This window comes from Oceanotoga sp., assembly GCF_030445905.1.
Taxonomy (GTDB): domain Bacteria; phylum Thermotogota; class Thermotogae; order Petrotogales; family Petrotogaceae; genus Oceanotoga; species Oceanotoga teriensis.
Window position 1 is genome coordinate 1 of record NZ_JASUSU010000034.1, and the last position, 24,323, is coordinate 24,323.

General features: G+C 28.0%; 25 protein-coding genes and 7 tRNA genes. 23 read left to right on the forward strand and 9 right to left on the reverse strand.

Annotated elements, in window-relative coordinates:
- The coding region (locus PWP28_RS09845; RefSeq protein ID WP_308644674.1) for a sigma-70 family RNA polymerase sigma factor at window positions 1-657 on the reverse strand (657 nt) is incomplete at its 3' end.
- A gap of 142 nt (window positions 658-799) precedes the next feature.
- On the opposite strand from PWP28_RS09845, the gene PWP28_RS09850 reads away from it, so the two are divergent.
- The 6 genes from PWP28_RS09850 (at window position 800) to PWP28_RS09875 (ending at window position 4,206) form a co-directional block, all read left to right on the forward strand.
- Window positions 800-873: transfer RNA gene (locus PWP28_RS09850), tRNA-Gln, on the forward strand.
- Between the two features lie 188 nt (window positions 874-1,061).
- Window positions 1,062-1,514, forward strand: a complete 453-nt coding sequence (locus PWP28_RS09855; RefSeq protein ID WP_109605056.1) for a FeoA family protein — start codon at window positions 1,062-1,064, stop codon at window positions 1,512-1,514.
- Between the two features lie 18 nt (window positions 1,515-1,532).
- Window positions 1,533-1,772, forward strand: coding sequence for a hypothetical protein (locus PWP28_RS09860; RefSeq protein WP_109605055.1), 240 nt, complete (start codon window positions 1,533-1,535; stop codon window positions 1,770-1,772).
- Window positions 1,762-3,711, forward strand: a complete 1,950-nt coding sequence (gene feoB / locus PWP28_RS09865; protein WP_308644675.1) for a ferrous iron transport protein B — start codon at window positions 1,762-1,764, stop codon at window positions 3,709-3,711. The genes PWP28_RS09860 and feoB overlap by 11 nt, the downstream gene beginning before the upstream one ends.
- On the forward strand, window positions 3,708-4,061 hold the full coding sequence (locus tag PWP28_RS09870; protein ID WP_308644676.1) for a hypothetical protein: 354 nt from the start codon (window positions 3,708-3,710) through the stop codon (window positions 4,059-4,061). Before feoB ends, PWP28_RS09870 begins: the two co-directional genes overlap by 4 nt.
- A gap of 69 nt (window positions 4,062-4,130) precedes the next feature.
- Window positions 4,131-4,206, forward strand: a tRNA-Trp gene (locus tag PWP28_RS09875).
- A 31-nt stretch (window positions 4,207-4,237) separates the two neighbouring features.
- Here the strand turns inward: PWP28_RS09875 and PWP28_RS09880 are convergent.
- Window positions 4,238-4,696: a Dps family protein gene (locus PWP28_RS09880; RefSeq protein ID WP_109605052.1), complete on the reverse strand. Its 459-nt coding sequence runs from the start codon at window positions 4,694-4,696 to the stop codon at window positions 4,238-4,240.
- Window positions 4,697-5,023: 327 nt separating this feature from the next.
- On the opposite strand from PWP28_RS09880, the gene PWP28_RS09885 reads away from it, so the two are divergent.
- The 9 genes from PWP28_RS09885 to PWP28_RS09925 all read left to right on the forward strand — a co-directional run bounded on the left by PWP28_RS09885 (window position 5,024) and on the right by PWP28_RS09925 (window position 9,147).
- Window positions 5,024-6,172: an alanine--glyoxylate aminotransferase family protein gene (locus PWP28_RS09885; protein WP_109605051.1), complete on the forward strand. Its 1,149-nt coding sequence runs from the start codon at window positions 5,024-5,026 to the stop codon at window positions 6,170-6,172.
- 1 nt (window position 6,173) lies between these two features.
- Entirely contained in the window at window positions 6,174-7,118 is a 945-nt protein-coding gene (locus PWP28_RS09890; protein ID WP_305082026.1) for a D-2-hydroxyacid dehydrogenase, read from the forward strand.
- A 59-nt stretch (window positions 7,119-7,177) separates the two neighbouring features.
- Window positions 7,178-7,360 (forward strand): ferredoxin, encoded by a 183-nt coding sequence (locus PWP28_RS09895; protein ID WP_109605049.1) that lies wholly within the window; start codon window positions 7,178-7,180, stop codon window positions 7,358-7,360.
- A gap of 135 nt (window positions 7,361-7,495) precedes the next feature.
- A complete protein-coding gene (gene minD / locus PWP28_RS09900) occupies window positions 7,496-8,320 on the forward strand; it encodes a septum site-determining protein MinD (protein WP_109605048.1) in 825 nt (274 codons plus the stop codon).
- 5 nt (window positions 8,321-8,325) lie between these two features.
- Window positions 8,326-8,586: a hypothetical protein gene (locus tag PWP28_RS09905; protein WP_109605047.1), complete on the forward strand. Its 261-nt coding sequence runs from the start codon at window positions 8,326-8,328 to the stop codon at window positions 8,584-8,586.
- Window positions 8,587-8,787: 201 nt separating this feature from the next.
- Window positions 8,788-8,863 (forward strand) — tRNA-Pro (locus PWP28_RS09910).
- 5 nt (window positions 8,864-8,868) lie between these two features.
- Window positions 8,869-8,944: transfer RNA gene (locus PWP28_RS09915), tRNA-Gly, on the forward strand.
- A tRNA-Arg gene (locus PWP28_RS09920) sits at window positions 8,945-9,021 on the forward strand.
- Between the two features lie 50 nt (window positions 9,022-9,071).
- A tRNA-His gene (locus PWP28_RS09925) sits at window positions 9,072-9,147 on the forward strand.
- 17 nt (window positions 9,148-9,164) lie between these two features.
- Here PWP28_RS09925 and PWP28_RS09930 read toward each other — a convergent pair.
- From PWP28_RS09930 to PWP28_RS09955, 6 genes are read right to left on the reverse strand one after another with little or no spacing between them, the layout of a single operon-like run.
- Complete coding sequence (locus PWP28_RS09930; RefSeq protein WP_109605046.1) at window positions 9,165-10,166, reverse strand: radical SAM protein; 1,002 nt, start codon at window positions 10,164-10,166, stop codon at window positions 9,165-9,167.
- A 28-nt stretch (window positions 10,167-10,194) separates the two neighbouring features.
- Entirely contained in the window at window positions 10,195-11,421 is a 1,227-nt protein-coding gene (locus PWP28_RS09935; RefSeq protein WP_308644677.1) for a L,D-transpeptidase family protein, read from the reverse strand.
- A gap of 9 nt (window positions 11,422-11,430) precedes the next feature.
- Window positions 11,431-12,804: a glutamate--tRNA ligase gene (gltX, locus tag PWP28_RS09940; RefSeq protein WP_305082028.1), complete on the reverse strand. Its 1,374-nt coding sequence runs from the start codon at window positions 12,802-12,804 to the stop codon at window positions 11,431-11,433.
- The gene (locus PWP28_RS09945) at window positions 12,801-13,328 is read right to left on the reverse strand and encodes a TIGR00725 family protein (protein WP_109605043.1); all 528 of its coding nucleotides are present in this window, start codon (window positions 13,326-13,328) and stop codon (window positions 12,801-12,803) included. Before PWP28_RS09945 ends, gltX begins: the two co-directional genes overlap by 4 nt.
- 9 nt (window positions 13,329-13,337) lie before the next feature.
- Window positions 13,338-14,045: an LPS export ABC transporter ATP-binding protein gene (lptB, locus tag PWP28_RS09950; RefSeq protein ID WP_109605042.1), complete on the reverse strand. Its 708-nt coding sequence runs from the start codon at window positions 14,043-14,045 to the stop codon at window positions 13,338-13,340.
- Window positions 14,045-14,518, reverse strand: a complete 474-nt coding sequence (locus PWP28_RS09955; protein ID WP_305082029.1) for an OmpH family outer membrane protein — start codon at window positions 14,516-14,518, stop codon at window positions 14,045-14,047. Before PWP28_RS09955 ends, lptB begins: the two co-directional genes overlap by 1 nt.
- Window positions 14,519-14,888: 370 nt before the next feature.
- Between PWP28_RS09955 and PWP28_RS09960 the strand changes: the two genes are divergently transcribed.
- The 7 genes from PWP28_RS09960 to PWP28_RS09990 all read left to right on the forward strand — a co-directional run bounded on the left by PWP28_RS09960 (window position 14,889) and on the right by PWP28_RS09990 (window position 22,428).
- A complete protein-coding gene (locus PWP28_RS09960; RefSeq protein WP_264149776.1) occupies window positions 14,889-15,596 on the forward strand; it encodes a DUF4912 domain-containing protein in 708 nt (235 codons plus the stop codon).
- 15 nt (window positions 15,597-15,611) lie between these two features.
- Entirely contained in the window at window positions 15,612-17,207 is a 1,596-nt protein-coding gene (locus PWP28_RS09965; protein ID WP_109605039.1) for a glycoside hydrolase family 57 protein, read from the forward strand.
- Window positions 17,208-17,260: 53 nt separating this feature from the next.
- Window positions 17,261-17,836 (forward strand): 2-oxoacid:acceptor oxidoreductase family protein, encoded by a 576-nt coding sequence (locus PWP28_RS09970; protein WP_109605038.1) that lies wholly within the window; start codon window positions 17,261-17,263, stop codon window positions 17,834-17,836.
- Window positions 17,829-18,137 carry a 4Fe-4S binding protein gene (locus tag PWP28_RS09975; RefSeq protein WP_109605037.1) on the forward strand — a complete coding sequence of 103 codons (309 nt, stop codon included), beginning with the start codon at window positions 17,829-17,831 and terminating at the stop codon, window positions 18,135-18,137. Before PWP28_RS09970 ends, PWP28_RS09975 begins: the two co-directional genes overlap by 8 nt.
- A gap of 15 nt (window positions 18,138-18,152) precedes the next feature.
- Window positions 18,153-19,322 carry a pyruvate ferredoxin oxidoreductase gene (gene porA, locus PWP28_RS09980; RefSeq protein ID WP_109605036.1) on the forward strand — a complete coding sequence of 390 codons (1,170 nt, stop codon included), beginning with the start codon at window positions 18,153-18,155 and terminating at the stop codon, window positions 19,320-19,322.
- A 16-nt stretch (window positions 19,323-19,338) separates the two neighbouring features.
- Entirely contained in the window at window positions 19,339-20,319 is a 981-nt protein-coding gene (locus PWP28_RS09985) for a thiamine pyrophosphate-dependent enzyme (RefSeq protein WP_109605035.1), read from the forward strand.
- Between the two features lie 120 nt (window positions 20,320-20,439).
- Window positions 20,440-22,428, forward strand: coding sequence for a peptidylprolyl isomerase (locus PWP28_RS09990; RefSeq protein ID WP_308644678.1), 1,989 nt, complete (start codon window positions 20,440-20,442; stop codon window positions 22,426-22,428).
- A 72-nt stretch (window positions 22,429-22,500) separates the two neighbouring features.
- Here the strand turns inward: PWP28_RS09990 and PWP28_RS09995 are convergent.
- A tRNA-Gln gene (locus PWP28_RS09995) sits at window positions 22,501-22,575 on the reverse strand.
- Between the two features lie 68 nt (window positions 22,576-22,643).
- Here PWP28_RS09995 and PWP28_RS10000 point away from each other — a divergent pair.
- Window positions 22,644-24,305 (forward strand): nucleoside kinase, encoded by a 1,662-nt coding sequence (locus PWP28_RS10000; RefSeq protein ID WP_109605033.1) that lies wholly within the window; start codon window positions 22,644-22,646, stop codon window positions 24,303-24,305.
- The last annotated feature ends 18 nt before the right edge of the window (window positions 24,306-24,323 follow it).

The following is a 24,323-nucleotide window of genomic DNA, read 5'->3' on the forward strand; positions in this document are numbered from 1 at the left end:
TCCTTTTTTCCAATCAAATTTATTTACTGCTTTTATCAGTCCTATATTTCCTTCTTGAATTAAATCTAAAAAACTCAATCCTCTTCCCGTATATCTTTTCGCTATACTTATTACAAGTCTTAAATTTGCTTTTATCAATTCATCTCTTGCTCTTTTGTCTTGTTTTTGTGCTCTTCTTGCCAATTGTCTTTCCCTTGCTGGTGTTAATAAATTAACTTTAGATATTTCTTTTAAATATATTTTTATAGGGTCCCCAAGAGATATATTATCATACATTTTCATTTCTACATCTTCAAGTATTTCTATAACCTCTTCATCTTCTATATCTTCATCATCATCTTCTTGTTCTTCTTCATTTTCTTCTAAAATTGTAATTCCTTCTTCTTCAAGCGATGCATAAATCTTTTCTATAAAATTGCTGTCTATTTCATCAGATGCTTCTGCGGGTAAAGCTTCATCAATGTCAGAGTAAGTTAAAACATTTTCTTTTTTCTTGGCACTTCTAATCAATAACTTTATGATACTATCTACATTTTTTATTTTTTTCTTTTTATTCTTTAATTTTATTACAGCCTCATCACCATCCTCTTTTAGTTCTTCAAATTCGATTTCCTGAAGTTTAGATAGTATTTCTTTTGTTTCATCTTTTTTTGCCAAGTTATGTTCCCCCTTTCGGGATTATTTACCCATATGTTTAGACCTCTATCTTTTATAAAAGTTCAAAAATAATTATAACTTTGTTAAAAAGCAATATATTGACAGCTTTATTTTTTTATGCTATAATAATCTACGTATTCACTGGGAGATCGTCTAATGGCAGGACATCGGACTCTGACTCCGAGAGTGGAGGTTCGAATCCTCCTCTCCCAGCCATAACCCACCGTTAGGTGGGTTTTTTTGTTATATTATTTTTTTGAAATCATTTTATTTTGAAATATATATAAAAGAATCTTAATAATTGTTTTATAAATTTTTACTTTCTTAATATAATTAGGTACATCTAACTTTATATCATATGGTAAAATATTATTAGTGATAGATTTTAAAAGGAGATATTAATTATGATATTGCCATTAACATATCTTTCAATAGGTTTTTCAGGAAATATTTCGAGATTAGATTTTCCTTCAGATCAAAAAGAAAGGTTTCAGGCTATGGGCCTTATACCAGGAAAAACTATTACCTTAGCACATATATCACCATTTAATGATCCAATGGTTTATAAAATAGATGATAACAAACTTATGTTGAGAAGATCTGAAGCTGAAAGAATATATATAGATGTATCAGAAATAATATTAAATCTTTCTGATTGTACTACTGGTAATTATACTATATTATCGGTTAATTCTGGTAAATTATTAGAAAACTTTTTATCTTCTAATGGACTTTATAAAGGTTCTAAAATAGAAGTTATAAAAAATATTAATGGAAAAATAATTTTGAAAAATAATTCGTCTAAAATAACTATAAATAAAGGAAAAGCAAAAAAAATATTATGTAAGAAACTTTAAAAATTTGGAGGCTTTTTTATGATTAATTTTTCTGAAATTATTAATTTTGCCAAAAAAAATAAATCTTCTACTGTTGAAGATATAAAAAAACATTTTAATTTGAGCACTAGTGATATGAATATTATAATACCTTTTTTAATATCGAGAGGTTTAAGGTTTGAAGTTGTTAATAAGATAAATACAGATTGTTCTGGTTGTCCTGTATCAGGTTTTTGTAAAAAAAATCCTGTTCTTGGCGGTGACGGTTGTGATCAATGAAATTGCAATAATAGGTAATCCTAATGTTGGAAAAACTTCTTTATTCAATATTTTGACTGGAACAAAACAATATGTTGCAAATTGGCCTGGTGTAACTGTTGAAAAAAAAGTTGGAAGTTTTAAATATAATGATAAAAATTTTAGATTAGTTGATTTACCAGGTATATATACTTTATCTGCTCAAAGCGAAGATGAAAGAGTTGCAAGAGATTATTTTTTGAATGAAATTCCAAACTTTGTGATAGTAGTTGCAGATGCTTTGAATCTTGAGAGGTCTATGTATCTTCTAATACAAATAATGGAGATGGAAATACCAGTTATTTTAGCAATAAATTCTATCGATGAAGCTGAAGAAAAAGGAAAAATTATAAACCCAGAAATAATTTCTAAAACCTTAAACATACCTGTTATTTTAACCTCTGCAAAAAATCAAATTGGTATAGACAAACTCTTGAATGAAATAATAAAATTATCAAACAATACAAAAAACTTAAAATATTTTATAAAATATCCTGAAGAAATAAATGATTTTTTAGATTCTTTTATATCTGAATCTAAAAAATTTGATTCTTTAAAAAATTATAATAATAAATGGCTTGGAATAAATTTTTTAGAATTTGAAGAAAAGAACTTTGATTATCCTGAAAATCTTGTAAAAAAATTAAAATCTACTCATGATATGAAAGATTTAAAAGAATTATTTTTTAATTGGAAGTTTGGATTTATAAGAAATATTGTTGATTCTTCTGTAATTTCCAAAGGAAGAGATTGGTCTTTAAGAGATGTGTTAGATCATGTTTTAACTCATAAAGTATTAGGACTTTTGATATATATAATTGCTTTATTTATGGTCTTTTCATTAACTTTTAATATAGCAAGTCCACTCTCAGATCTTTTAGATATTGGCTTTTCAAGTCTAGGAAACTGGATTTCAAACTTTATTAAAATACCTTGGTTGAATTCATTAATAGTAGATGGAATAATTGCTGGAGTTGGTGGTGTTCTTGTTTTCATACCGCAAATATTTGTTCTATTCTTTTTTATGGGTTTTTTAGAGGAATCTGGTTATTTACCAAGGGCAGCTTTTCTTGTAGATAAAATAGTCAGAAAATTTGGTCTTTCTGGAAGATCTTTTATGTCCATAATACTTGGTTTTGGTTGTAATGTACCAGCTATAATGTCTACAAAAACTGTTTCAAATAAAAAAGAAAGAATGGCTTTAATATTGAGTATACCATTTGCATCATGTTCTGCAAGATTACCTGTTTATATTCTTTTAATAAGTGCTTTTTTTAGTAAAAATTCAGCCACAATAATGTTGATAATATATTTATCTTCGATTTTATTAGTTTTATTATCGGCAAAACTTATACAAAAATTTATAACTCAAACGGAAAATATTCCATTCACAATTGAATTACCAAGATTTAGAATGCCAACTATTAAGAATTTATTATTTTATACTTGGAATAAAGGAAAACATTTTCTTGAGAAAGCTGGTGGAATAATATTAATTGCAACTATTTTAATATGGTTTTTATCTTATTTTCCAGCTTCAAATAATATCAATTCATCTTATGCAGCTCAAATAGGTAAATTTTTTGAACCTATAACATCTCATTTAGGATGGGATTGGCGAGTAAATACAGGATTAGTTTTTGGAGTTGCAGCTAAAGAAATCGTAGTTTCAAGTTATTCAACTTTATTTAATGCCTCTGGAGACTCTCTAATAATGAACTTAAGAAATTCTTTATCTCCTGCTTCAGCTATGGCTTTAATATTTTTTATACTTGGCTATGTACCATGTTTTGCAACATTGGGTATAATAAAAAGTGAAACAGGTAGTTGGAAATGGACTTTTTTCACATTTTTTTATACCACTTTAATAGCATATCTTCTAGCCAATATCGTTTATTATATTGGAGGTATGTTCTTATGAAAAATATATTTATAATATTATTATCTGTTATATCTTTTTCATTAACCGTTATATTTTTTTCTTATGATTTATTTTATTCTTTGACTCTTTTTATAATAGGATTAACATCTTTTTATGGACTTTTTAATAATAACCATATTTGGTATCATAAATCTGCTCATATAATAGTTGCATCTCTTATGGGAATTATTTTGTTTGTTTTTGATTTATTAAAATATTTTTCTAATTGGTTAGCATATGCTTTAGATCCAAACAATTTTCCAACCTATAATATAAGTATTTTTATTTTTGGAGTTATTTGCATATTATTATTTAGATATGAATTTAATTACTTAAAAAAGAAAAAATAAATTTTATAAAAAAGATACAATTAAAACTTGAATATATATTTTTTTTGTGATATAATAATCTTCGGATATACGCCTGTAGCTCAATTGGCAGAGCGACGGTCTCCAAAATCGTAGGTTGGGGGTTCGATTCCCTCCGGGCGTGCCAAAAAAAACCAGCTTTTAAGCTGGTTTTATTTTTATTTATTCATAGCATTTAACATCCATGCTGTTTTTTCATAATATGCTAAACTACCTGTTAATATATCTGCAGTAACTTCATCATTGTTTTCAGATGCTTTTTCTATAATATTTCTTATTTTATTTATAATGTATTCAAAATCTGAAATTATTACATCTATTACTTCTTTACCATTATAACCCTTACTCTCTATTTCTTTTATATTTGAGATCTCTAAATATTCACTATATTTAACCTTTGGTCTTTGTCCAAGTGTTAATATTCTTTCAGCAATTTCATCTATTTCTTCATTGACTTTATCATATATTTTTTCAACATTTTCATGTACAGTAAAAAATTCCTTTCCCTCTACATTCCAATGTAAATTATGAAGTTTACCATAAAAAACATTTAAATCCGCAAGATAATTATTCAATTCCTCTACTATTTCTTTAACATTTTTGATTCCCAAAAGCATTTAAATTCCTCCTTTATATTTCATATATATTTTTATATATCTTTTTCAAATTCATTTATATAATAACATACTTTTATTACTTTTTGAATTCATTTTTGTCTTTTTATTTACAAAAAAATTAAAAATACAAAAAAGGGTACTTCAAAAAACTTTATTTTAATCAATCAAAGTTATAAGTGCTTATAAGTAATATATATTAATTATTTTTAGTTTTCTTCATTTATCTTAATGAATTGTTATTTTAATTATTTTAAAATATAATGTAAAATATAAATGTTTATATGAAATTTTTTTCACGAAAATTTTTTCTCAGGGGAGGGAAAAATTATGGCTAAAATGGTTAGAAAAAATTATTTGATGGCACCTGGACCTACTCCAGTACCTGTAGATATTCTTTTAGAAGGAGCAAAAGATACTATACATCACAGAACACCTCAGTATCTTGAAATTCAAAAAAGAGCTCTCGATGGTTGTAAATATTTATTCCAAACAGAAAATCCAGTGTTCATACTTTCTTCATCAGGTTCAGGGGCTATGGAAACAGCTGTTGCAAACCTTATAAATCCTGGTGATAAAGCTATTTCTGTTAATTCTGGAAAATTTGGTGAAAGATGGGGAGATATTTGTAGAGCTTTTAAAGCGGATTTAAACGAAATAGTTTTAGAATGGGGTGATTTTGTAACTCCTGAAAAAATCAGAGAAGAATTAGAAAAAAATCCAGATACTAAAGCTGTTTTTACTACATTGAGTGAAACTTCTACAGGAACTGTACACCCAATAGAAGAAATAGCTAAAGTGGTAAAGGAATTTGATGCTGTTTTAGTTGTTGACTCAATTTCTGGATTACTAGCTCAACCTTTAAAAATGGATGAATGGGGAATAGATGTAGTTGTAACTGGAGTTCAAAAAGGATTTATGATGCCTCCTGGTATTGGATTGATATCTTTTAGTCCTAAAGCTCTTGAAATTGCAAAAAATTGTACAAATAATAGATATTACTTCGATATCAATTATTATTCAAAAAAATTCCCAGATTCTCCTTGGACACCACCTATAAACCTTGTCTATCAATTGGCAAAATCAGTTGAGATGTTAAAAGAAGAAACAATAGAAGGATTATGGGAAAGACATGAATTGATGGCAATTGCGACAAGAGCAGCTATGAAAGCTATGAATTTAGAGATTTTCGCAAAAAATCCTGGAAATGTTCTAACTTCAATAAAAGTTCCAGAAAATGTAGATGGTAAAAAAATAGTTAGTTTTCTAAGAGATTCATGGGGAGTTACGTTTGCTGGTGGTCAAGACACTTTAAAAGGAAAAATAATTAGAGTTGCTCATCTTGGTTATATGTCACAATTTGATGTAATTGTAGGTATATCAGCTCTTGAAATGGCTTTAACTAAATTTGGATATGATGTTGAATTGGGTTCAGGTGTAAAAGCTGCTGAAAAAGTATTCTTAGAGGCAGGTGTTTAATATGAGAATTCATTTAAATGATGGTATGGCTGAATCTGCTATAAAAAAATTTAATGATGAGTTACCTGAATTTACTATAACAAATAATCATTTAGAACCAGAAGAATTAAAAAATGAAGTAAAGAATATAGACATTCTTGTAGTTAGATCGGCTACTAAAGTTACAAGAGAAATAATAGAAGCTGGAAAAGATTCTTTAAAAATAATAGGTAGAGCTGGTATGGGTTTAGATAATATAGATCAGGTAGCTGCTAAAGAATTTGGAATTGAAGTTCTAAATACTCCAGGTCAAAATTCTTTGTCTGTAGCTGAATTAGTAGTTGGTATGATATTATCAATATATAGAAAATTAAACAGAGGTACAAATGGCATAAGAGAAGGTCTATGGGAAAAGAAGCTCTTAAAAGGCTTAGAACTTTCCAACAAAAATTTTGGAATAATTGGTTTTGGAAATATTGGGAAACATCTTTCAAAACTTGTATCTGGTTTTAATGATAAAGTTTTTGTTTACGATATTTATGAAATATCTGAAGAAGATAAAGATAATTATAATATTGAACAAGTAGATTTAGATTATATATTAAAAAATTGCGATATAATTTCATTACATATCCCTCATAATGAAAAAACTCATCATTTGATTTCTGATAAGGAATTAAATATGATGAAAAAAAGTGCCTTATTGATAAATTGTGCAAGAGGTGGAGTATTGGATGAAGAAGCTTTATTAAAAGCACTTGAAGATGAAAAAATTTTAGGTGCTGGATTGGACGTTTTTGAAAAAGAACCTGCCAAAGGAGAAATTTATACAAAACTTTTATCTTTTGACAATGTCGTAGCTACTCCTCATATTGGCGCTACAACGAAAGAAGCTCAATATAGAGTTGGAATAAATATGGTTGAAAGAATTGTTAATGCGACAAAAAAAATCCATTTTGAAAAATAAAAAATTGTGGTATAATAACTCTGGAATAGTTCCATATTTTAGGCAGGAGGTGCGTTTTAATGAAAGTATTTGTAGACAGAGATGCTTGCATCGGTTGTGGAGTTTGTGAAAACTTATGTCCAGACGTTTTCTCAATAACAGACGAAGGTAAAGCAGAAGCAATTGCTCCTGAAACAGATGCACCATGTACACAGGATGCTGCTGATTCTTGCCCTGTACAAGCAATTCAAGTAGAAGAATAATTATCTTTTATAAAAAAGTCGGGATTTATTCCCGACTTTTTTGCTATTTTTTTTAATTTTAAATTTTGAATTACTTTTTTATTAATGTATAATATTATTAAATATAGTTGATTTGAAAAAATCGGAGGGGTTTTTATGGAAGAAAGTTCTAAAGTATTTGTGGTTACCTCTGGTAAAGGTGGAGTTGGAAAAACCACAATTACAGCTAATATTGGGTCTTCACTTGCAAGCAAAGGTTATAATGTTTGCTTAATTGATGCCGATATAGGATTAAAAAATTTAGATCTTGTTTTAGGTCTTGAAAATAGAATTGTTTATACTATAATGGATGTCGTCAATGGTAATAAAAATGTATTAGATGTTCTTGTAAAACATAAGTATATGAAAAATTTGAGTTTATTAGCTTCTTCTCAAACAGCAAATAAAAATATGGTTACTCCCGCTGATATGAAAGAAATAATTGCTATTCTTTCAAAGCATTTTCATTATATAATAATAGACTCTCCAGCCGGTATAGAACAAGGTTTTTCAAATGCTATAATAGGAGCTCAACATGCTATAGTTGTAACAACACCAGATTTAACAGCTATCAGTGATGCAGATAGGGTTATTGGTCTTCTTGAAAATCATGGTTATACAGAAAAAAATATGTCCCTCATAGTAAATAGATTAAAACCCAAAATGGTTAAAAGAAATGATATGGTTTCAGCTGATGATATAAAAGAAGCACTTGCAATTGATATCTTAGGAATAATTCCTGATAGTGAAGATATAATAATATCTACAAATGAAGGAAAACCACTTTCTTTAGATGAAAATAGTAAGATGGCTTATGTTTTTGATAATATCACTGAAAGAATTTCCGGAAATTTTATTCCTGTAAATGAAGATATTAAAAAATTTTCTCAAAATTCGGAAGGCTTTTTTGGATTTTTCAACAAATTATGGAAAAGAGGTTGATTATTATGTGGCCTTTCTCAAAAAAACAAAAAAGTGGTAAAGTTGCTACTGATAGAATGAAAAAATTTGTTAGAAGTGGCAATCAAAATCCTCAGACTACAAGAGTTCATATAAAGAACGCATCTGAAGATGAAATTAATTCAGTTGTTAATTATATTAAAGATTTTGCATATAGAAATTTTTCTGTTGAAAAACAAAATGTAAAAGTTCATGTATCAAAAGAAGATAATGGATTTACAATAGTAGCAAGTATAGTTTATAAATGATAAGAATTTGATAAAATTCTAAAATTTTATTTTAAACATTATAAAGGCTACTTTCCGCTGAATTCAATATCCTTAGACATTATAATTTGTTTATAAAAGGTATCAAATCAGAAAATTAACAAACTCTCAATTTTCTTGAAAAGCAAAAGTATTGACAAAAGGTTTTTTATATGATATTATATACTTCGGAAATAGATGAAGCGGAGCGTAGCGCAGCCGGTAGCGCGCCGGTCTTGGGAACCGGAGGTCGCTGGTTCGATCCCAGTCGCTCCGACCATATATGCGGTAGTAGCTCAATTGGTAGAGTATCGGCCTTCCAAGCCGAGGGTTGCGAGTTCGACTCTCGTCTACCGCTCCAGCGCCCATAGCTCAACAGGATAGAGCACTGGATTTCTAATCCAGGGGTTGGGAGTTCGAGCCTCTCTGGGCGCGCCACTTCTTTATTTAAAGTTTTAGTGGCGCTTTTTTAATATTAATAATTGATGGTGGCTATAGTTCAGTTGGTAGAACGCAGGACTGTGACTCCTGATGTCGTGGGTTCGAGCCCCACTAGCCACCCCATAAAAATAGAAGACTTATCAGTCTTCTATTTTTTTATCTATTATTTTATATATATCAGCTAAACTAATACTTTTATTTTTGTATTTAATACATATTCCATCATAAAATATATTTTCATTTATAAGATCTTTATTTCTTTTTTTAAATCCAATAAATTGTGATTTCATAGATTTTGGTATTTTTAAATCATCCTTTAAATAAGTCAGTATATACCTATTTATATTTGTTCTAACAAGGTCTCCAAAACTTTTATGATAAGGTCCAGAGTAAACATTATTTATCTCTTTTCCATACAAACACAAGCCGAGTCTTATGACTTTTATATTTTCTTTCTCAATTTTAATAGTCATCTTCGAAGTTTTCTTTATAGCTTCTTCTAAACTTTCAGGATTATATTTATTATTTTTTTCATACTCTTCAAGTATACTCCCTTTTAAAACTACTGTTGGATGAATTCTTGCAAATTTTGCATTTGTTTTAGATAATATCTCAGCAGATTTTATTTCTTTTTCAAAAGTACTTTTTGGTAAGCCAGTCATTAAATGAAGCCCATACGAATAATTATTTTTATCTAATATATCAATAGCATTGAATATATCTTTTACATTATGGGATCTATTAGAATGTTTTAAAACATCGTCAAAAAATGATTGTACCCCTATTTCTATAACAGAAATTTTATAATCATTTAAAATTTTTATTTTTTCATAATTAATTTCTTCGGGGGATGTTGAAAATCTTATACCTTTTATTTCATTTTTCTTTATTTTTTCATCAGCCCAATCCAAATAATATTTCATTTCTTTTTCTTTCAATGCAGTAAAAGTAGAACCATAAAAAGCTATATAAATATTATTTTTTTCTGGAAAATATTGTTTATACTTATTATATTCTTCTTCTAATTTATGTCTTTCCGGAAATTCTTTAAGTCCAGTTGCAGCATATTCATTACAGAAAACACATTGTCTTTTACATCCTCCATGAGGTATAAATATTGGAATTATATATTCTTTTTTCATTTTTCACTCCTAAAACAAAGAAGATGAATCAAATTTCTTCATCTTCTTTTATTTTTTTTATAATATCTATATTTTCATCACTTTTATAAACATATACTTCAGTTCCCAAAGAAATTATAAAGTCTAATTCTTCAACATCAAAATTAAACATTCTTATACAACCATGAGAAATTCTTTTTCCTATTTCCCAAGGCTTTGTAGTTCCATGAATGCCATATTTTGGAACAGATAATTGAAGCCATCTACTTCCTATTCCATTTATAACTGATCCAGATTGTATTATTTCATCATTCCAATATAAAGGTGGTTCTTTTTCTTTATAAAAAATTTTATAATATCCTGGTGGAGTAGAATCCGATCTACCAACTGCAACTATATATGATTTTAATAATTCTTCTCTATAATAAAGATGTAGCATATTTTTTGATAAATCTATTTCTATGCGTAATGGACTTTCATAATAGTCTATATTACCTATTTTTAATATCTGCCCTATATATATTTTTGAAGGTTCTGTTATTCCATTTATACTCACTATATCACCAGGTGTAACTTCATATTTTTCAGCTATTTTATATATATTATCTCCGCTTTGAACAACATGATAATTGAATATATTTATCTTTTGTTTTGGTTTTAAATTATTTTCTGTTATTATAATATCTTTTATTTTTAATATTTTTACTTTTTTTGTGAAATAATAATTATTCTTGGTTTTAAATTCAAAATAAAAATTATGTATTCCATCTTCTATAAAATTTATATGATTTAAAAATATTTTTTCATCTTTAGTATAAAAATTCTCACCTGTTATTTGATTTAAATTTATTCTATCACTTTTATTTATTCCTAAATAATAATTACTTCCATTTTCACTTTTAGATGTAGTTATATCTATATCAGCAAATAAGGAATAGTCTCTTTTATTAAGCAAATCGGGGAAATATGCATATCTTTTATTTTCTGCTATATCATGAGCATAGATATAGAAACTTAAATCAACTGCAGGATATTTTGAAAAATTTAAATATATCTCATAATTTCCAGAATTTTTTTTATTAACTTCTATCAATCTTCTAATCCCACCATATTCTATATATACTTTTGGTATATCAATGTGAACAAAATTAGCATTCAAAGACAATGTAACGATTCTCTCTTTTTCATCATAATTTTTTATATACAATGAAAAATTATTTGCTAATAAAAAATTAAAACTTAATAGTAGAGAAATTATGAGAATTATTTTTTTCATATTTCACCTCTATTTTATATTTAAAGCTCTTTCTAATCTTTTTATAACTTCTTCTTTTCCCAAAATAGCTATTGTTTCATATAAACCTGGAGTTACAAGTTTTCCAAGTAATGCTCCTCTAATAGATTGGAATGTATTTTTCTTCCCTGTTATTTTTTCTTCTGCAATTTTTTGAAGTGTTTTACCTGCACCATCAACAGAAAAGTCTTCGGCTTTTTTTATAATTTCTATGGATTTCTGCATGAGTGATTTAAACCATTCTTTTTCCACAAATTTTTTTATATATATTTCTTCATATTCAAAATTATCTCTAAAATAATTTTCAATAAATTCGAACAATTGTTTTAATGTACTAACTTTACTTTTAGATATAGAAATAGTCTTTATTACAAGCTTTTCATCAGCCTTTATTTCTATATCATTGTAATTACACCAATTCATAAAAAATTGATATAGTTTTTCATCTTCCTCATTTCTTAGATGTTCTTCATCGATCCATAACAATTTTTTGTAATCAAAAACAGCAGATCTTGGAGAAACATCATTTATATTAAAATCTTCAATTTTTTCTTTAAAATTATATATCTGATTTTCAGCATTCCAACCAAGAACACTTAAATAATTCATCAACGCATGCGGCAAATATCCTTCTTTTCTAAAATATGTGACTGCTGTACCACCATGCCTTTTTGATAATGGTGTTTTATCTTCACCAAGTATTAAAGACAAATGTCCAAATTCAGGGGATTTGACTCCAAGAGCATTGTATAACATTATTTGTTTTGGAGTATTAGATATATGATCTTCTCCTCTTATAACATGAGTTATTTTCATCAAATAATCATCTATAACTACCGTAAACTGATATACAGGAACTCCATTAGATCTCAATATAACAAAGTCATCAAAAATATTAGAATCAAATTCTAATTCACCTTTTATCATATCTGTAAATTTTATTTTTTGATTTTTTGGAACTTTAAAATTAACTGTTATACTTTTATCTTTGTATTTTTCTGGATATTCATAACTTTTATATATTATATTTTCTTGATTTTCATCATAAACGGCATAATAAGCTTTCTTTTCTTCTAAAAGTTTTAAAATATATTTTTTATATATTTCATATCTTTCTGTTTGTCTATATGGACCATATTCTCCAACTTTGTCAGGGCCTTCATCATAATCAAGACCTGCCCATTTCATTTCTTCCAATATCATATCTTCATACTCTTTTTTAGATCTTTCTGTATCGGTATCCTCTATTCTCAATATGAATTTCCCATTATTTTTCTTAGCAAAATACCAATTGAAAAGAGCTGTTCTCAACCCACCAACATGCAAATATCCTGTTGGGCTGGGAGCAAATCGTACTCTTATCATAAGTTGACATCTCCTCTTAAATTATTTATATGTTGAGATAATTCTTCTATATTATAAGCTTGATATAATTCTACCATCTTTCTATTATCTAAATATTTATCCTCTATTAACGTCTTAGTCACCGTATCAGTCCATCCACCTGTTCCTCTCATTAATATGATAGGTTTTTTATATGCATAAGCTCCGAGTATTTCTAAAGCTGTTCCAACTTGTCCACCAACACTTATAACAATATCAACAGATTTTAATAAAACAAAAGATCTCATAGAAAAATCGAGACCTGTTTTTATGGTTGTATTTAAATATTTATTTCCTTCTTCATCCCACGGAAGAATTCCTACAACATTAGCATTATTTTTATAAGCTGATTCACAAACAAAATCCATTATTCCATCTCTTCCACCAGTTAATAAAGTGTCTCCATTTTCAGCAATAAGTTTTCCAATTTCAAAACATATGTTCTTTAAAGATTTTACTGGTTCTAAATTTTTATCCCCAGAATATCCTATAACTCCTATATTCATTAAATCACCTCAATATCCAAGATAATTATCTTTTACTTCCTTTAACTCTAAAACTTCTTGTGGTATTCCATGTGCAATTATATTACCCTTATGTACAACATATAAATCATCTACAACTTGAGCAATTTCATCAACATTATGATCTGTTACTATTACAGATATTCCATCTTTTGATAATTTTTTTATTATAGTTTGAATATCTTTAACAGTAATTGGATCTATTCCAACAAATGGTTCATCAAGCATTATAACTTTTGGATTTATTAACAGAGTTCTTGCAAATTCCAATCTTCTTTTTTCTCCACCAGATAATGAATCAGCATATTGAGTTAATAAATCTTGTATTCCAAAATCTTCTGATATTTTTTTTATTTTTTCATCTTTATTTTCTATTTTTAAAAGATCTGCAATCATGTATAAATTATCTTTAACAGTAGAATTTTTAAAAACAGAAGGCTCCTGAGGTAAATAAGCCATTCCCTTAAGAGCTCTTCTGTGTATTGGTAAATGAGTAAGTTTTTCACCATCAAGGTATACATCACCTTTATTTGGTATAACTAATCCTAATATACTTTTAAAAAGAGTGCTTTTACCTGCACCATTAGGTCCAAGTATCCCTGTTATTTTTCCTCTTTCAGCATAAAAATTAACATTTTTAAGCACTTCTTTTCTTCCATATTTTTTGTATATTCCTATACATTCCACTAAATTATTCATTATTTATTATTTACATATTCTATAACTTTTTCAGTTATATCGATTTTTTCACTTGCATATATTACACCCTGATCATATAATACTATATCAAAACCATTTTCTTTGCCATATTGAGCTGCAATATCTCTTATTTCTTGTAATAATTTATTTGTTTTATTTCCATATTCTTCTTGAATAGTTGACTGATATTGATTTACTTTTATTTGTAAATCTTGAGCTCTTCTTTGAAGTTCTTGTTGAGAAGGATTTGTTGCTTGAAAATTTTTAAATTCTTCTTCCATTTTACTTATTTTATTTTGATAAAAATCAAAATCATTTTTATAATCTTCTTGTAAACTTTTCCATTTAGTTGTATTTTCGGTTAAAACCTGAAAATCCACATAACCAATTTTTAAACTTTCTAAATTTGCAGCAAAACTAAGAGAAAATAAAGCCATCAACAATGAAAATAAAACTACCACTTTTTTATTCACAAAAACACCTCCAAAAATTTTTAATCATACAAATTATTATACTTTAAATATGATTTTTTTTCAATTTTATAATTTTAATCTTAATTAATACTTAATCAAGACATTTTTTAAAATAAAAAACTTATAATAATTTAAACTTTTTTATTAATAATCATATAATATTTTATTTTACTAATATTTGTTTTTTTGATAAATTCATTTAACAATCAATTGATATAATTATTTTGTATATGTAAGTAACCCCCTATTCAAAATGAATAGATCCCCCACCCTTATAACGGAGCTTTATTAGCTCCGTTTTTTTGTATTTAATTTTAATTTTTTTATGATAAAATTGTTTTAAATAAAGCTTAATGTGAGGGGGGGTATTATGAAATTAGATGAAAATATAATAAACATTTTAAAAACAGATGAACCAAGTATACAAGAATTAAGAAAAACAGCTAAAAACTTAAACATAAGACTAAGAAGATCCATGAAAAAAAGAGATATATTGAAAGAAATAAAGAAAAAATTACTTGAATTAGATACTCAAGGATTGTTAGAAAATAAAAGTTCTAATAATAAAAAAACAGAAAGGAAGAATACCAAAAAAATGTATTTAGAGCCAAAAGAGCTTAAAAAAACTTATAAAAAAAACAAACTTGAAATTTTACCTGTAAACTATGAATGGATTTATATATTTTGGGACTTTGATGAAAAAACAAAAAAACTTTTAAATAATGATAAAATAAAAAATAATGTTATTTTACGTTTTTGTGATGAAAACGATTTTAGAATCTTTGAAACACATATAAATATATCTAATATGAATAATTATTATTTTAATTTAAATGATAGTAATAAAAATTATTATGCTCGTATTGGATATTTAAAAGATGATGGGATTTTTAAAGAAATTATGAAATCTAAAAATATTTTTATTCCTTCTAAAAACCCTAGTATAAAAGGAAATGAAGAATGGTTCAATATAAAAAAACAGAAAATAATATCTAAACCTGTTAAATTAAATACCTATATAAAACCAATTGAAGAAATAAAAGGTAATTCTTTTGGTAATTATAGTTTAAGTTCTTAAAAAGGGGGGATTAATATGAGAAAGGGCAAATTTCTTTTCATCCTTCATTCTCATTTGCCATATGTTAGACATCCTAATTATGACTTTTTTATGGAAGAAAATTGGTTATTTGAAGCAATTACAGAAACATATTTACCTCTCTTAGATGTATTTAATAGACTTGAAAAAGATAATATTCCTTTTAATTTAACTATAAGTTTTACACCTACTCTGATGGAAATGTTAACTACAGAAGATTTGCAAGTTAAATATGAAAAACATTTGAGAGCTATGATAACTTTATCTGAATTAGAAATTGAAAAAACTAAGGAAGAAGATCCAAGAAAATATAAAATGGCAAAATTCTATAATTCTTATTTAGAAAGGATTTTATTCTTATTCTCCGACCAATACAGTCATAATATCTTAAAAGGCTTCAAGGAATTTCAAGATAAAGGTTACATTGAAGTGGTAACATGTAATGGAACACATGGATTTCTTCCTTTCATGATGAATCATCCTGCTGCCATTAGAGCTCAACTAATAACTGCTAAAAATACTTATTACAAAAATTTTAATAAAAACCCTGAAGGTATATGGCTTGCTGAATGCGGATATACACCAGATCTCGATAAATATTTAAATGAATTTAATTTTAATTATTTTTTTGTAGATTCTCACGCTTTTTGGTATGGAAGTTCTCCTGCTAAATATAGTGTTTATAGACCTATAATAACAAAAAATAAAGTTTTTGCTTTTTCAAGAGATCCTGAATCTTCAGAACAAGTTTGGAGTTCTGATATAGGTTATCCTGGTGATTCAAGATATAGAGAATTTTACAGAGATATTGGTTTTGATAGAAGTTTAGAATACATAAAACCATTTATTGATCCGAGTGGAATGAGGATCAACACTGGAATAAAATATCATAAAATAACTGATAAAAAATTACCTCTAGAACTAAAAGAACTTTATGATATTGATGAAGCTTTTATAGCTGTTTCAGAACATGCAAAAGATTTTATATCAAAAAAAAGATCTCAAATTAAAAGATTAATCTCTATGATGCCCGACTTAGAACCTATAATAGTTGCTCCTTTTGATACTGAATTATTTGGTCATTGGTGGTTTGAAGGACCTTATTTTATTGAAAATTTTTTCAGAGAACTTCAAAAAAATGATGAAATAGAATCTTCAACACCTTCTAAAATAATAGAAAGTCTCGAAGAAGTACAGATGTTAACTCCAGGTGCTTCTACTTGGGGAGCAAAAGGATTCAATGATGTATGGTTGAACAAATCTAACGATTGGGTTTATAAACATTTATCTGAAATGTCTGATATTATGGTCAAAACATCAAAATATGATGATAAAGATCCTACTTTGATAAGGATTTTAAATCAAATGGCTAAAGAATTATTGCTTGCTCAAGCTTCTGACTGGGCATTTATAATGACAACTGGAACAACTGTAGAATATGCAGTTAAAAGAACAAAAGAACATATAAATAGATTTTTTGAACTTTTTTATATGTTTGATAATAAAATCGATGAAAAAAGATTAAAAGAAATAGAATGGCTTGATAAAATATTTGATGATTTGGATTATAAAATATTTAGAAATAATTGTTAAGATTATTATTTTTTTCACATATACTTACATCTCTTTGAAAGGAGGGCATTATTGTGCCAGAAAAGTATTTCGAAGTTAGATGGCATGGTAGAGCTGGTCAGGGTGCAAAAAGTGCTTCACAATTTTTAGCCGAAGCCGCTCTAGATGCTGGAAAATATTCAACTTCATTCCCTGAATACGGTGCCGAAAGATCAGGAGCTCCTATGAAAGCTTTTAACAGGATCTCAGAAGTACCCGTAAGAGTAAGAAGCAACGTAGAATTCCCAGATATCGTTGTTGTTATTGATGATACACTTCTTGGAAACCCAGATATTACTTCAGGTTTAGCAGAAGAGAATTATTTGGTGGTTAACACTATAAAATCTCCAGAAGAAGTTAGTAAAATAACAGGTTTTAATGGTAAAATAGCAACTATCGCTGGAACTGATATCGCTTTAGAAGAAATAAAAAGAGGTATCCCAAATACAGTCATGATTGGAACTTTAATAAAATTAACAGATATAGTTCCTATGGATTCTGTAAAACAAAAAGTTACCGCTGCATTTTCACATAAATTCTCTCAAGCTATAGTTGACGCTAATTTGAGAGCACTCGACAGAGGATTTGCGGAGGTGAACATCAATGGCTAATGAAAAGTGGAATGAACTTCCTATAGGTGGTATCGTTGATAAACCAGCTACAGCAAGACAGTATGAAACTGGTAAATGGAGAGTAATGAGACCTATAGTCGATAAAGATAAATGTATAAATTGTATGCAATGTTGGTTATATTGTCCAGATATGGCAATAACAGGACAATTAACAGAAGATGGCAAAAAGACAGAAATGACTGGTATTGATATGACATATTGTAAAGGCTGTGGTACTTGTGCAGCTATTTGTCCTGTAAAGGCAATTGAAATGAAACCAGAATCAGAATTTTTGAAGTAAAGGAGGTATATCTTAATGCCAAATAAATTAGCCGTTACTGGCGCTAAAGCAGTAGCAATAGCTATGAAACAGATAAACCCAGATGTTGTTGCTGCATATCCAATAACACCACAGACTCCAATAGTTCAATATTATGCAGATTTCGTTGCAGATGGTTTAGTAGATACAGTTATGGTGCCTGTTGAATCAGAACATTCAGCAATGAGTGCTGTAGTTGGTTCTGCTGCTGCTGGAGCTAGAACAATGACAGCTACTGCTGCTAATGGTTTAGCTCTTATGACTGAAATAGTTTATATAGCTGCTTCTTATAGATTACCTGTAGTAATGCCTATAGTTAATAGAGCATTATCAGGACCTATTAATATTCACTGTGATCATTCTGATGCTATGTTAGTAAGAGATTCAGGTTGGTTACAATTATTCTGTGAAGATCATCAGGAAGCTTATGATATGACATTAATTGCAACAAAGATATCAGAAAAAGATGATGTTTTACTTCCTACAATGGTTAACCTTGATGGATTCATAACATCACATGGTGTTGATATATTTGAACCTTTAGATGATGGAATAGTTAAAGACTTTGTTGGTAAATGGGAACCAAAGTATCCATTACTAAACATAGAAAAACCAGTAACTTTAGGTTCTTTAGACTTATTTGACTATTATTATGAACATCATATGCAACAAGAAGCTGCTATGAAAAAAGCATATGAATTATTGCCAGAAGTATTTGAAGAATTTGAAAAAATCTCAGGAAGAAAATATGATTTCTTAGATTTATATAAAATGGAAGATGCTGAATATGTTATGGTAGTATTGAATTCTACAGCATCAACAGCTAAATATGTTGTTGATGAATTAAGAGATAAGGGAATAAAAGCAGGATTGTTGAAACCTTGGGTTTTCACACCATTCCCTAAAAAAGAAATAAAAGAAGCTCTTAATGGTAAAAAAGCCGTTGTTGTTTTAGATAGAGCTATGTCTTTCGGTAAAGAAGCTCCTCTTTATTCACTTGTAAAATCAGCTCTTTATGATGCTGAACAAAAGCCAAAGATGGGGTCATATATTTACGGTCTTGGTGGTAGAGATGTTACAACTCATCAGCTTCATGATGCATTTGAAGATGCTATAAATGATAAGCTCGAATTGAATGAACAGAAATACCTCGGACTAAGAGACTAATTTGGAGGTGAATTTTGTGCCATTAAATATTAAACAATTGGTAGATTATGTTGATAAAAATGATTGGCCTTTTACCCAAGGACACAGATTATGTCCTGGTTGTAATGCGCCAATGGTAGCTAAATGGGCTACTTTAACAGCAAAAGCTTTAGGTTATGAACCAGTAGTAGGTGCTGCAACAGGTTGTTTAGAAGTTTCTACAACAATTTATCCTTTTACAGCATGGAATGTGCCTTATATTCATAATGCTTTTGAAAATGTTGCTGCTACAATAACTGGTGCTGAAGCAGCTTATAGATCTTTAGTTAATAGAGGAAAAGTTGATAATAAAAAAGTTAAATTTATTGCTTTTGCAGGTGATGGTGGAACTTATGATATAGGTCTTCAAGCTCTTTCTGGAGCAATTGAAAGAGGTCATGACTTCGTATATGTATTATATGATAATGAAGGCTATATGAACACCGGTAACCAAAGATCAGGTTCTACTCCAACTGGTGCTGACTCAACAACAGAACCTGTTGGTAAAGCAAAAGCTGGAAAACTACAATTCAAAAAATCAATAGTTGATATAATAGCAGGTCATGAAGGAGTTTATGCAGCAACTGCATCAACTTCAGAACCAATGGATTTCATGAAAAAGATGGAAAAGGCTTTAGAATTTGAAGGTCCTGCTTTTATAGCTGTTTTAGCTCCTTGTGTTAGATTCTGGAGAATACCTGAATCTTCAGGTCCAGAGATGACTAAATTGGCTGTTGAAACAAAATATTGGCCACTTTGGGAATATTTCATGGGAGAATATAAAGTAACTAAAAAACCAAGAAACTTCAAACCAGTATCAGATTATGTTACTAAGCTTGGAAGATTCAACAAACTTCTAAAGAGAGATGACTCTGCTGAAGTTATTGAAGAAATGCAAAAATATGTAAATGCTAAATGGGATAGATTATTGGCATTAGAAGAAATATCAAAAGATAAACCATTAAGAACAAAAATATAAATTAAATATCTTTTATTTTTAATAAGCGGGGAATTTCCCCGCTTTTTTAACATAATTTAAGGTTTTATGTGATAAAATATAAAAGATCTAATAATATATTTTGTATGGGAGGAGTAATAAATGAATAAGTGGTTTATTAAACATGAGAAAGCGATCTCATTTGTAATAGCGGCTTTGTTTATAGTCGGTATCATATGGTGGTCAGTTGCAGCTTATTTGTCATCTTCTAATCAGGCGGCAGCATTGAATACTCAAAATGAGCCTGTAAAAGATAATGCTGTATTGTTATTAACTTTGAATGGTGAAGAACTGAATTATCCATATTGGGTTATGAATACTGAATTAGATACACAATATCAAGGAATGTTGCAACAGTACAAACAATATTATAATAGAGAAATAGACCCTATATTTGATTCTTTATCATTAAAAGTTTCAATAGCAAATCAGCTTTTTGATTTGAAAGTTATGAATTATTATGCTGAACAAAACGAATTAGTTCCTACTGACAAAGAATTAAAAGATAGTTTAAGTATTAAAGTCAAAGAACAATTAGATCAATTAAAAACTAATCCAGATCAATGGGAACAAATAAAAAATGCTTATGGAAGCGAAAAGCAGATAGAATCAATACTCACAAATTCTATTGGTTCTTCAATAAAACAAGATACAATTTTTGATAATGTAAAAAACGACGTTGCTAAAGTTAGTAGAGATGAAGGACTTAAGTATATAGAAGAAAATTTTGATTCTATAAAAAAAGATTATGAACAAGTAAAAGCACAGCATATATTGATTACAGATGAAGCAACTGCTAACGATGTATATAAAATGCTAAAAGATGATGAAATATCTTTCAAAGATGCTGCTGCAAAATATTCAACAGATACAGCAAATGCAACATCTTCTGGTGATTTAGGTTGGTTTGGCAGAGGAAAAATGGTAAAGGAATTTGAAGATGCAGCCTTTAATGGAAATGTAAACGAATTAATAGGTCCTATAAAAACTCAATTCGGATATCATATAATAAATGTTCAAGATAAAAAAGTATTCAATGAACCTAAAGATGTTTTTAACTTTGGTGATATTTATTCTGAAATAGAAAATAAAGTTTCAAATGAAAAGTTTAAAAATTGGTTAGTTTCTTATAAAGAAGAAATGAAATTTGGAAAGAAATATATGGATGAAAAATTACAATTCGCAGAAGATTTCAACAATAACTTAGAAAATTTAGATGAATTAGAAAAATTAGAAAATGAACTTTCATTAATAGCTTTTTATGAAGATGGTCAAGTTTCAGCAGAGGCTGACACAGATTATTTAGCTGTATACTCTAATGTAACTGCTTCATTAAAAAATATTTATAATACAAGATTAGACAGTTTGACTAAATTTATAAGTTTTCAAGGTAAATTAGATGAAGAAGTACAAAAGTTATCTGATGAAGAAATACAAGAAAAAATCACTGAAATAGACAAAAAAATGAATGAAGAAAATGCAGATACTTCAAGTTTAATAGACGAAAAATTTAAGTATTCAGATGTTTTAGATTATAGAACTGCTGAAAAAGATTTAAAAGGATATGGTATAGAATCCGTTGAAAAAGCTAAAGAATATAAGACAAATTTAGAAAATAAATTAAGTATAGTTTCAGAAAGAAGATCAAAATTATTAGCTGAACTTTTCTATGAATATCCATCATCAACAAGAATTGTACAAGATTATTATAAAGAAAATCCATCTGATCCAAAAGTAAAAATTGCATATTCAAAACTACAAATAGAACAGCTTAAAATGTATTCTAATTATCTCGGTGGAGGTTCTGTATTAAGTATGTATTTACAACAACCTATAAGGGAAATAATGTTGAATATAGCTTCTGTAATATCAACCGAAGAAAGTACAAATACGAAATTAGATGCACTAGAAGTTGGAATGGATTTATCTGATGTTCTTGAAGATGAAAATATGAAATTATCTTATTTAAAACAAATAAAAGAAATAGACTCTACTTATTATAAAGACATAGATAAAATGATAGAAGAAATAGAAACAAACCTTTCTTCTGAAGCAACACCTTTAAATGAAGAGCCTTTATCTGTAAATTAAAAACAGATTAAAATGAAAAGAAATAAAAAAAACCGGGCTTTAAGCCCGGTTTGATTTCTCTAAAAAAGAAAATGGCTGGGACGGCAGGATTCGAACCTACGAATAACGGAGTCAAAGTCCGCCGCCTTACCGCTTGGCCACGTCCCAGCATCTAATTCCGTAAATTATTATAACATAGAAATTGGACTTTGTCAACAAGAAGGAGGATGTTTTTTATGAAAATTTCCCTAACAGATGTTAACAATGGAGATATATATGAAGTAGAAAAGGGAACTTCATTTTATGAATTAAAACAAGAGTTTGAAAAACACTATAATAAAAAAGTTTACGGTGTAAAAATAAATAATAATATCAAAGAATTATTTAAAAAAGTTGAACATTCAGGAAATATAAAATTCTTAGATTTAAGCGATCCAGATGGTGTAAGAATATATAGAAGAGGTATATTATTTTTAATTTATATGGCTTTAAAAGATATAAATCCAAATGATAAATTTTATGTCAATAATTCTATAGGACCTGGTCTTTACTGTGAATTCGATTCGGGTATACCAAGTCAAGAGTATTTAGATAAAATAGTGGAAAGAATGAAAGAATTGGTTAAAAAAAATCTTGTCTTTGAAAAACTTACAAAAGATAAACAATATGTAATAAATTTATTTAAGCAAGATAATCAAGAAGATAAAGCTAATTTATTCAAATATAGAAAAAAATCTACTGTAAACTTTTATAAGGCTAATGGATACTTTAATTATTTTTATGGATATATGCCTTACTCTACAGGAGAATTAGAAAAATTTGAAATTAAAAAAATTGAAAATGGTTTTGTTATGATTTCACCAAATGAATCTTCGCCAGATAAAATCCCTGAATATAAACATTTTGCCAAGTTATCGGCAACTTTTAATGAATATAATGAATGGCTCAAAATAATGGATATAAGAACTGTTGGCGATTTAAATGAACTTATAGTGGGTGGAAAACATAATGTCTGTGAATTAATAAGAATTTCTGAAGCTTTGCATGAAAAAAAATATTCTCAGATCGCTGATGAATTTATAAAAAGAAAAAATTCTAAACTATTATTGATCGCTGGGCCATCGTCATCAGGAAAAACTACTTCTGCTAAAAGAATAGCCATTCAATTAAAAGTAAACGGTTTAAGGCCCGTTCAAATATCTTTAGATGATTATTTTGTTGATAGATCTCTAACTCCTCGTGATGAAAATGGAAATTATGATTTTGAATCAATTTTTTCACTCGATTTAGATTTATTAAATAAAACAATGAAAGACTTAATAGAAGGAAAAGAAGTTGAAATTCCAAAGTTTAATTTTATAAACGGTAAAAGAGAATGGATTGGAAAGAAATTAAAAATTGAAAAAGATCAACCAATAATAATAGAAGGAATACATGGACTAAATGAAACTTTAACTTCTGATATTCCAAGAGATCAAAAATTCAAAGTTTATGTGAGTGCATTAACTCAGATGAATCTCGATAGTGTTAATAGAATTCCTACAACTGATACAAGAATTATAAGACGTATTGTAAGAGATTTTAATTCTAGAGGTCATAATGCTTTAGATACTTTAAAGATGTGGGCATCAGTTAGAAGAGGAGAGGAAAGAAATATTTTTCCTTATCAAGAAGAAGCCGATATAATGTTTAATTCACATTTAGTTTATGAATTATCTGTATTAAAATTATTTGCAGAACCCCTTTTGTTGAATATATGTGCAGATAATGAAGAGTATCCAGAAGCTAAAAGATTATTGAGATTTTTAGATTATTTTATGCCTATAACTGAATTAGAAGAAATTCCAAGAACCTCTGTAATTAGAGAGTTTATAGGGAGAAGTTCTTTTGATTATTAAAAAAATGTTCAGCCTTCA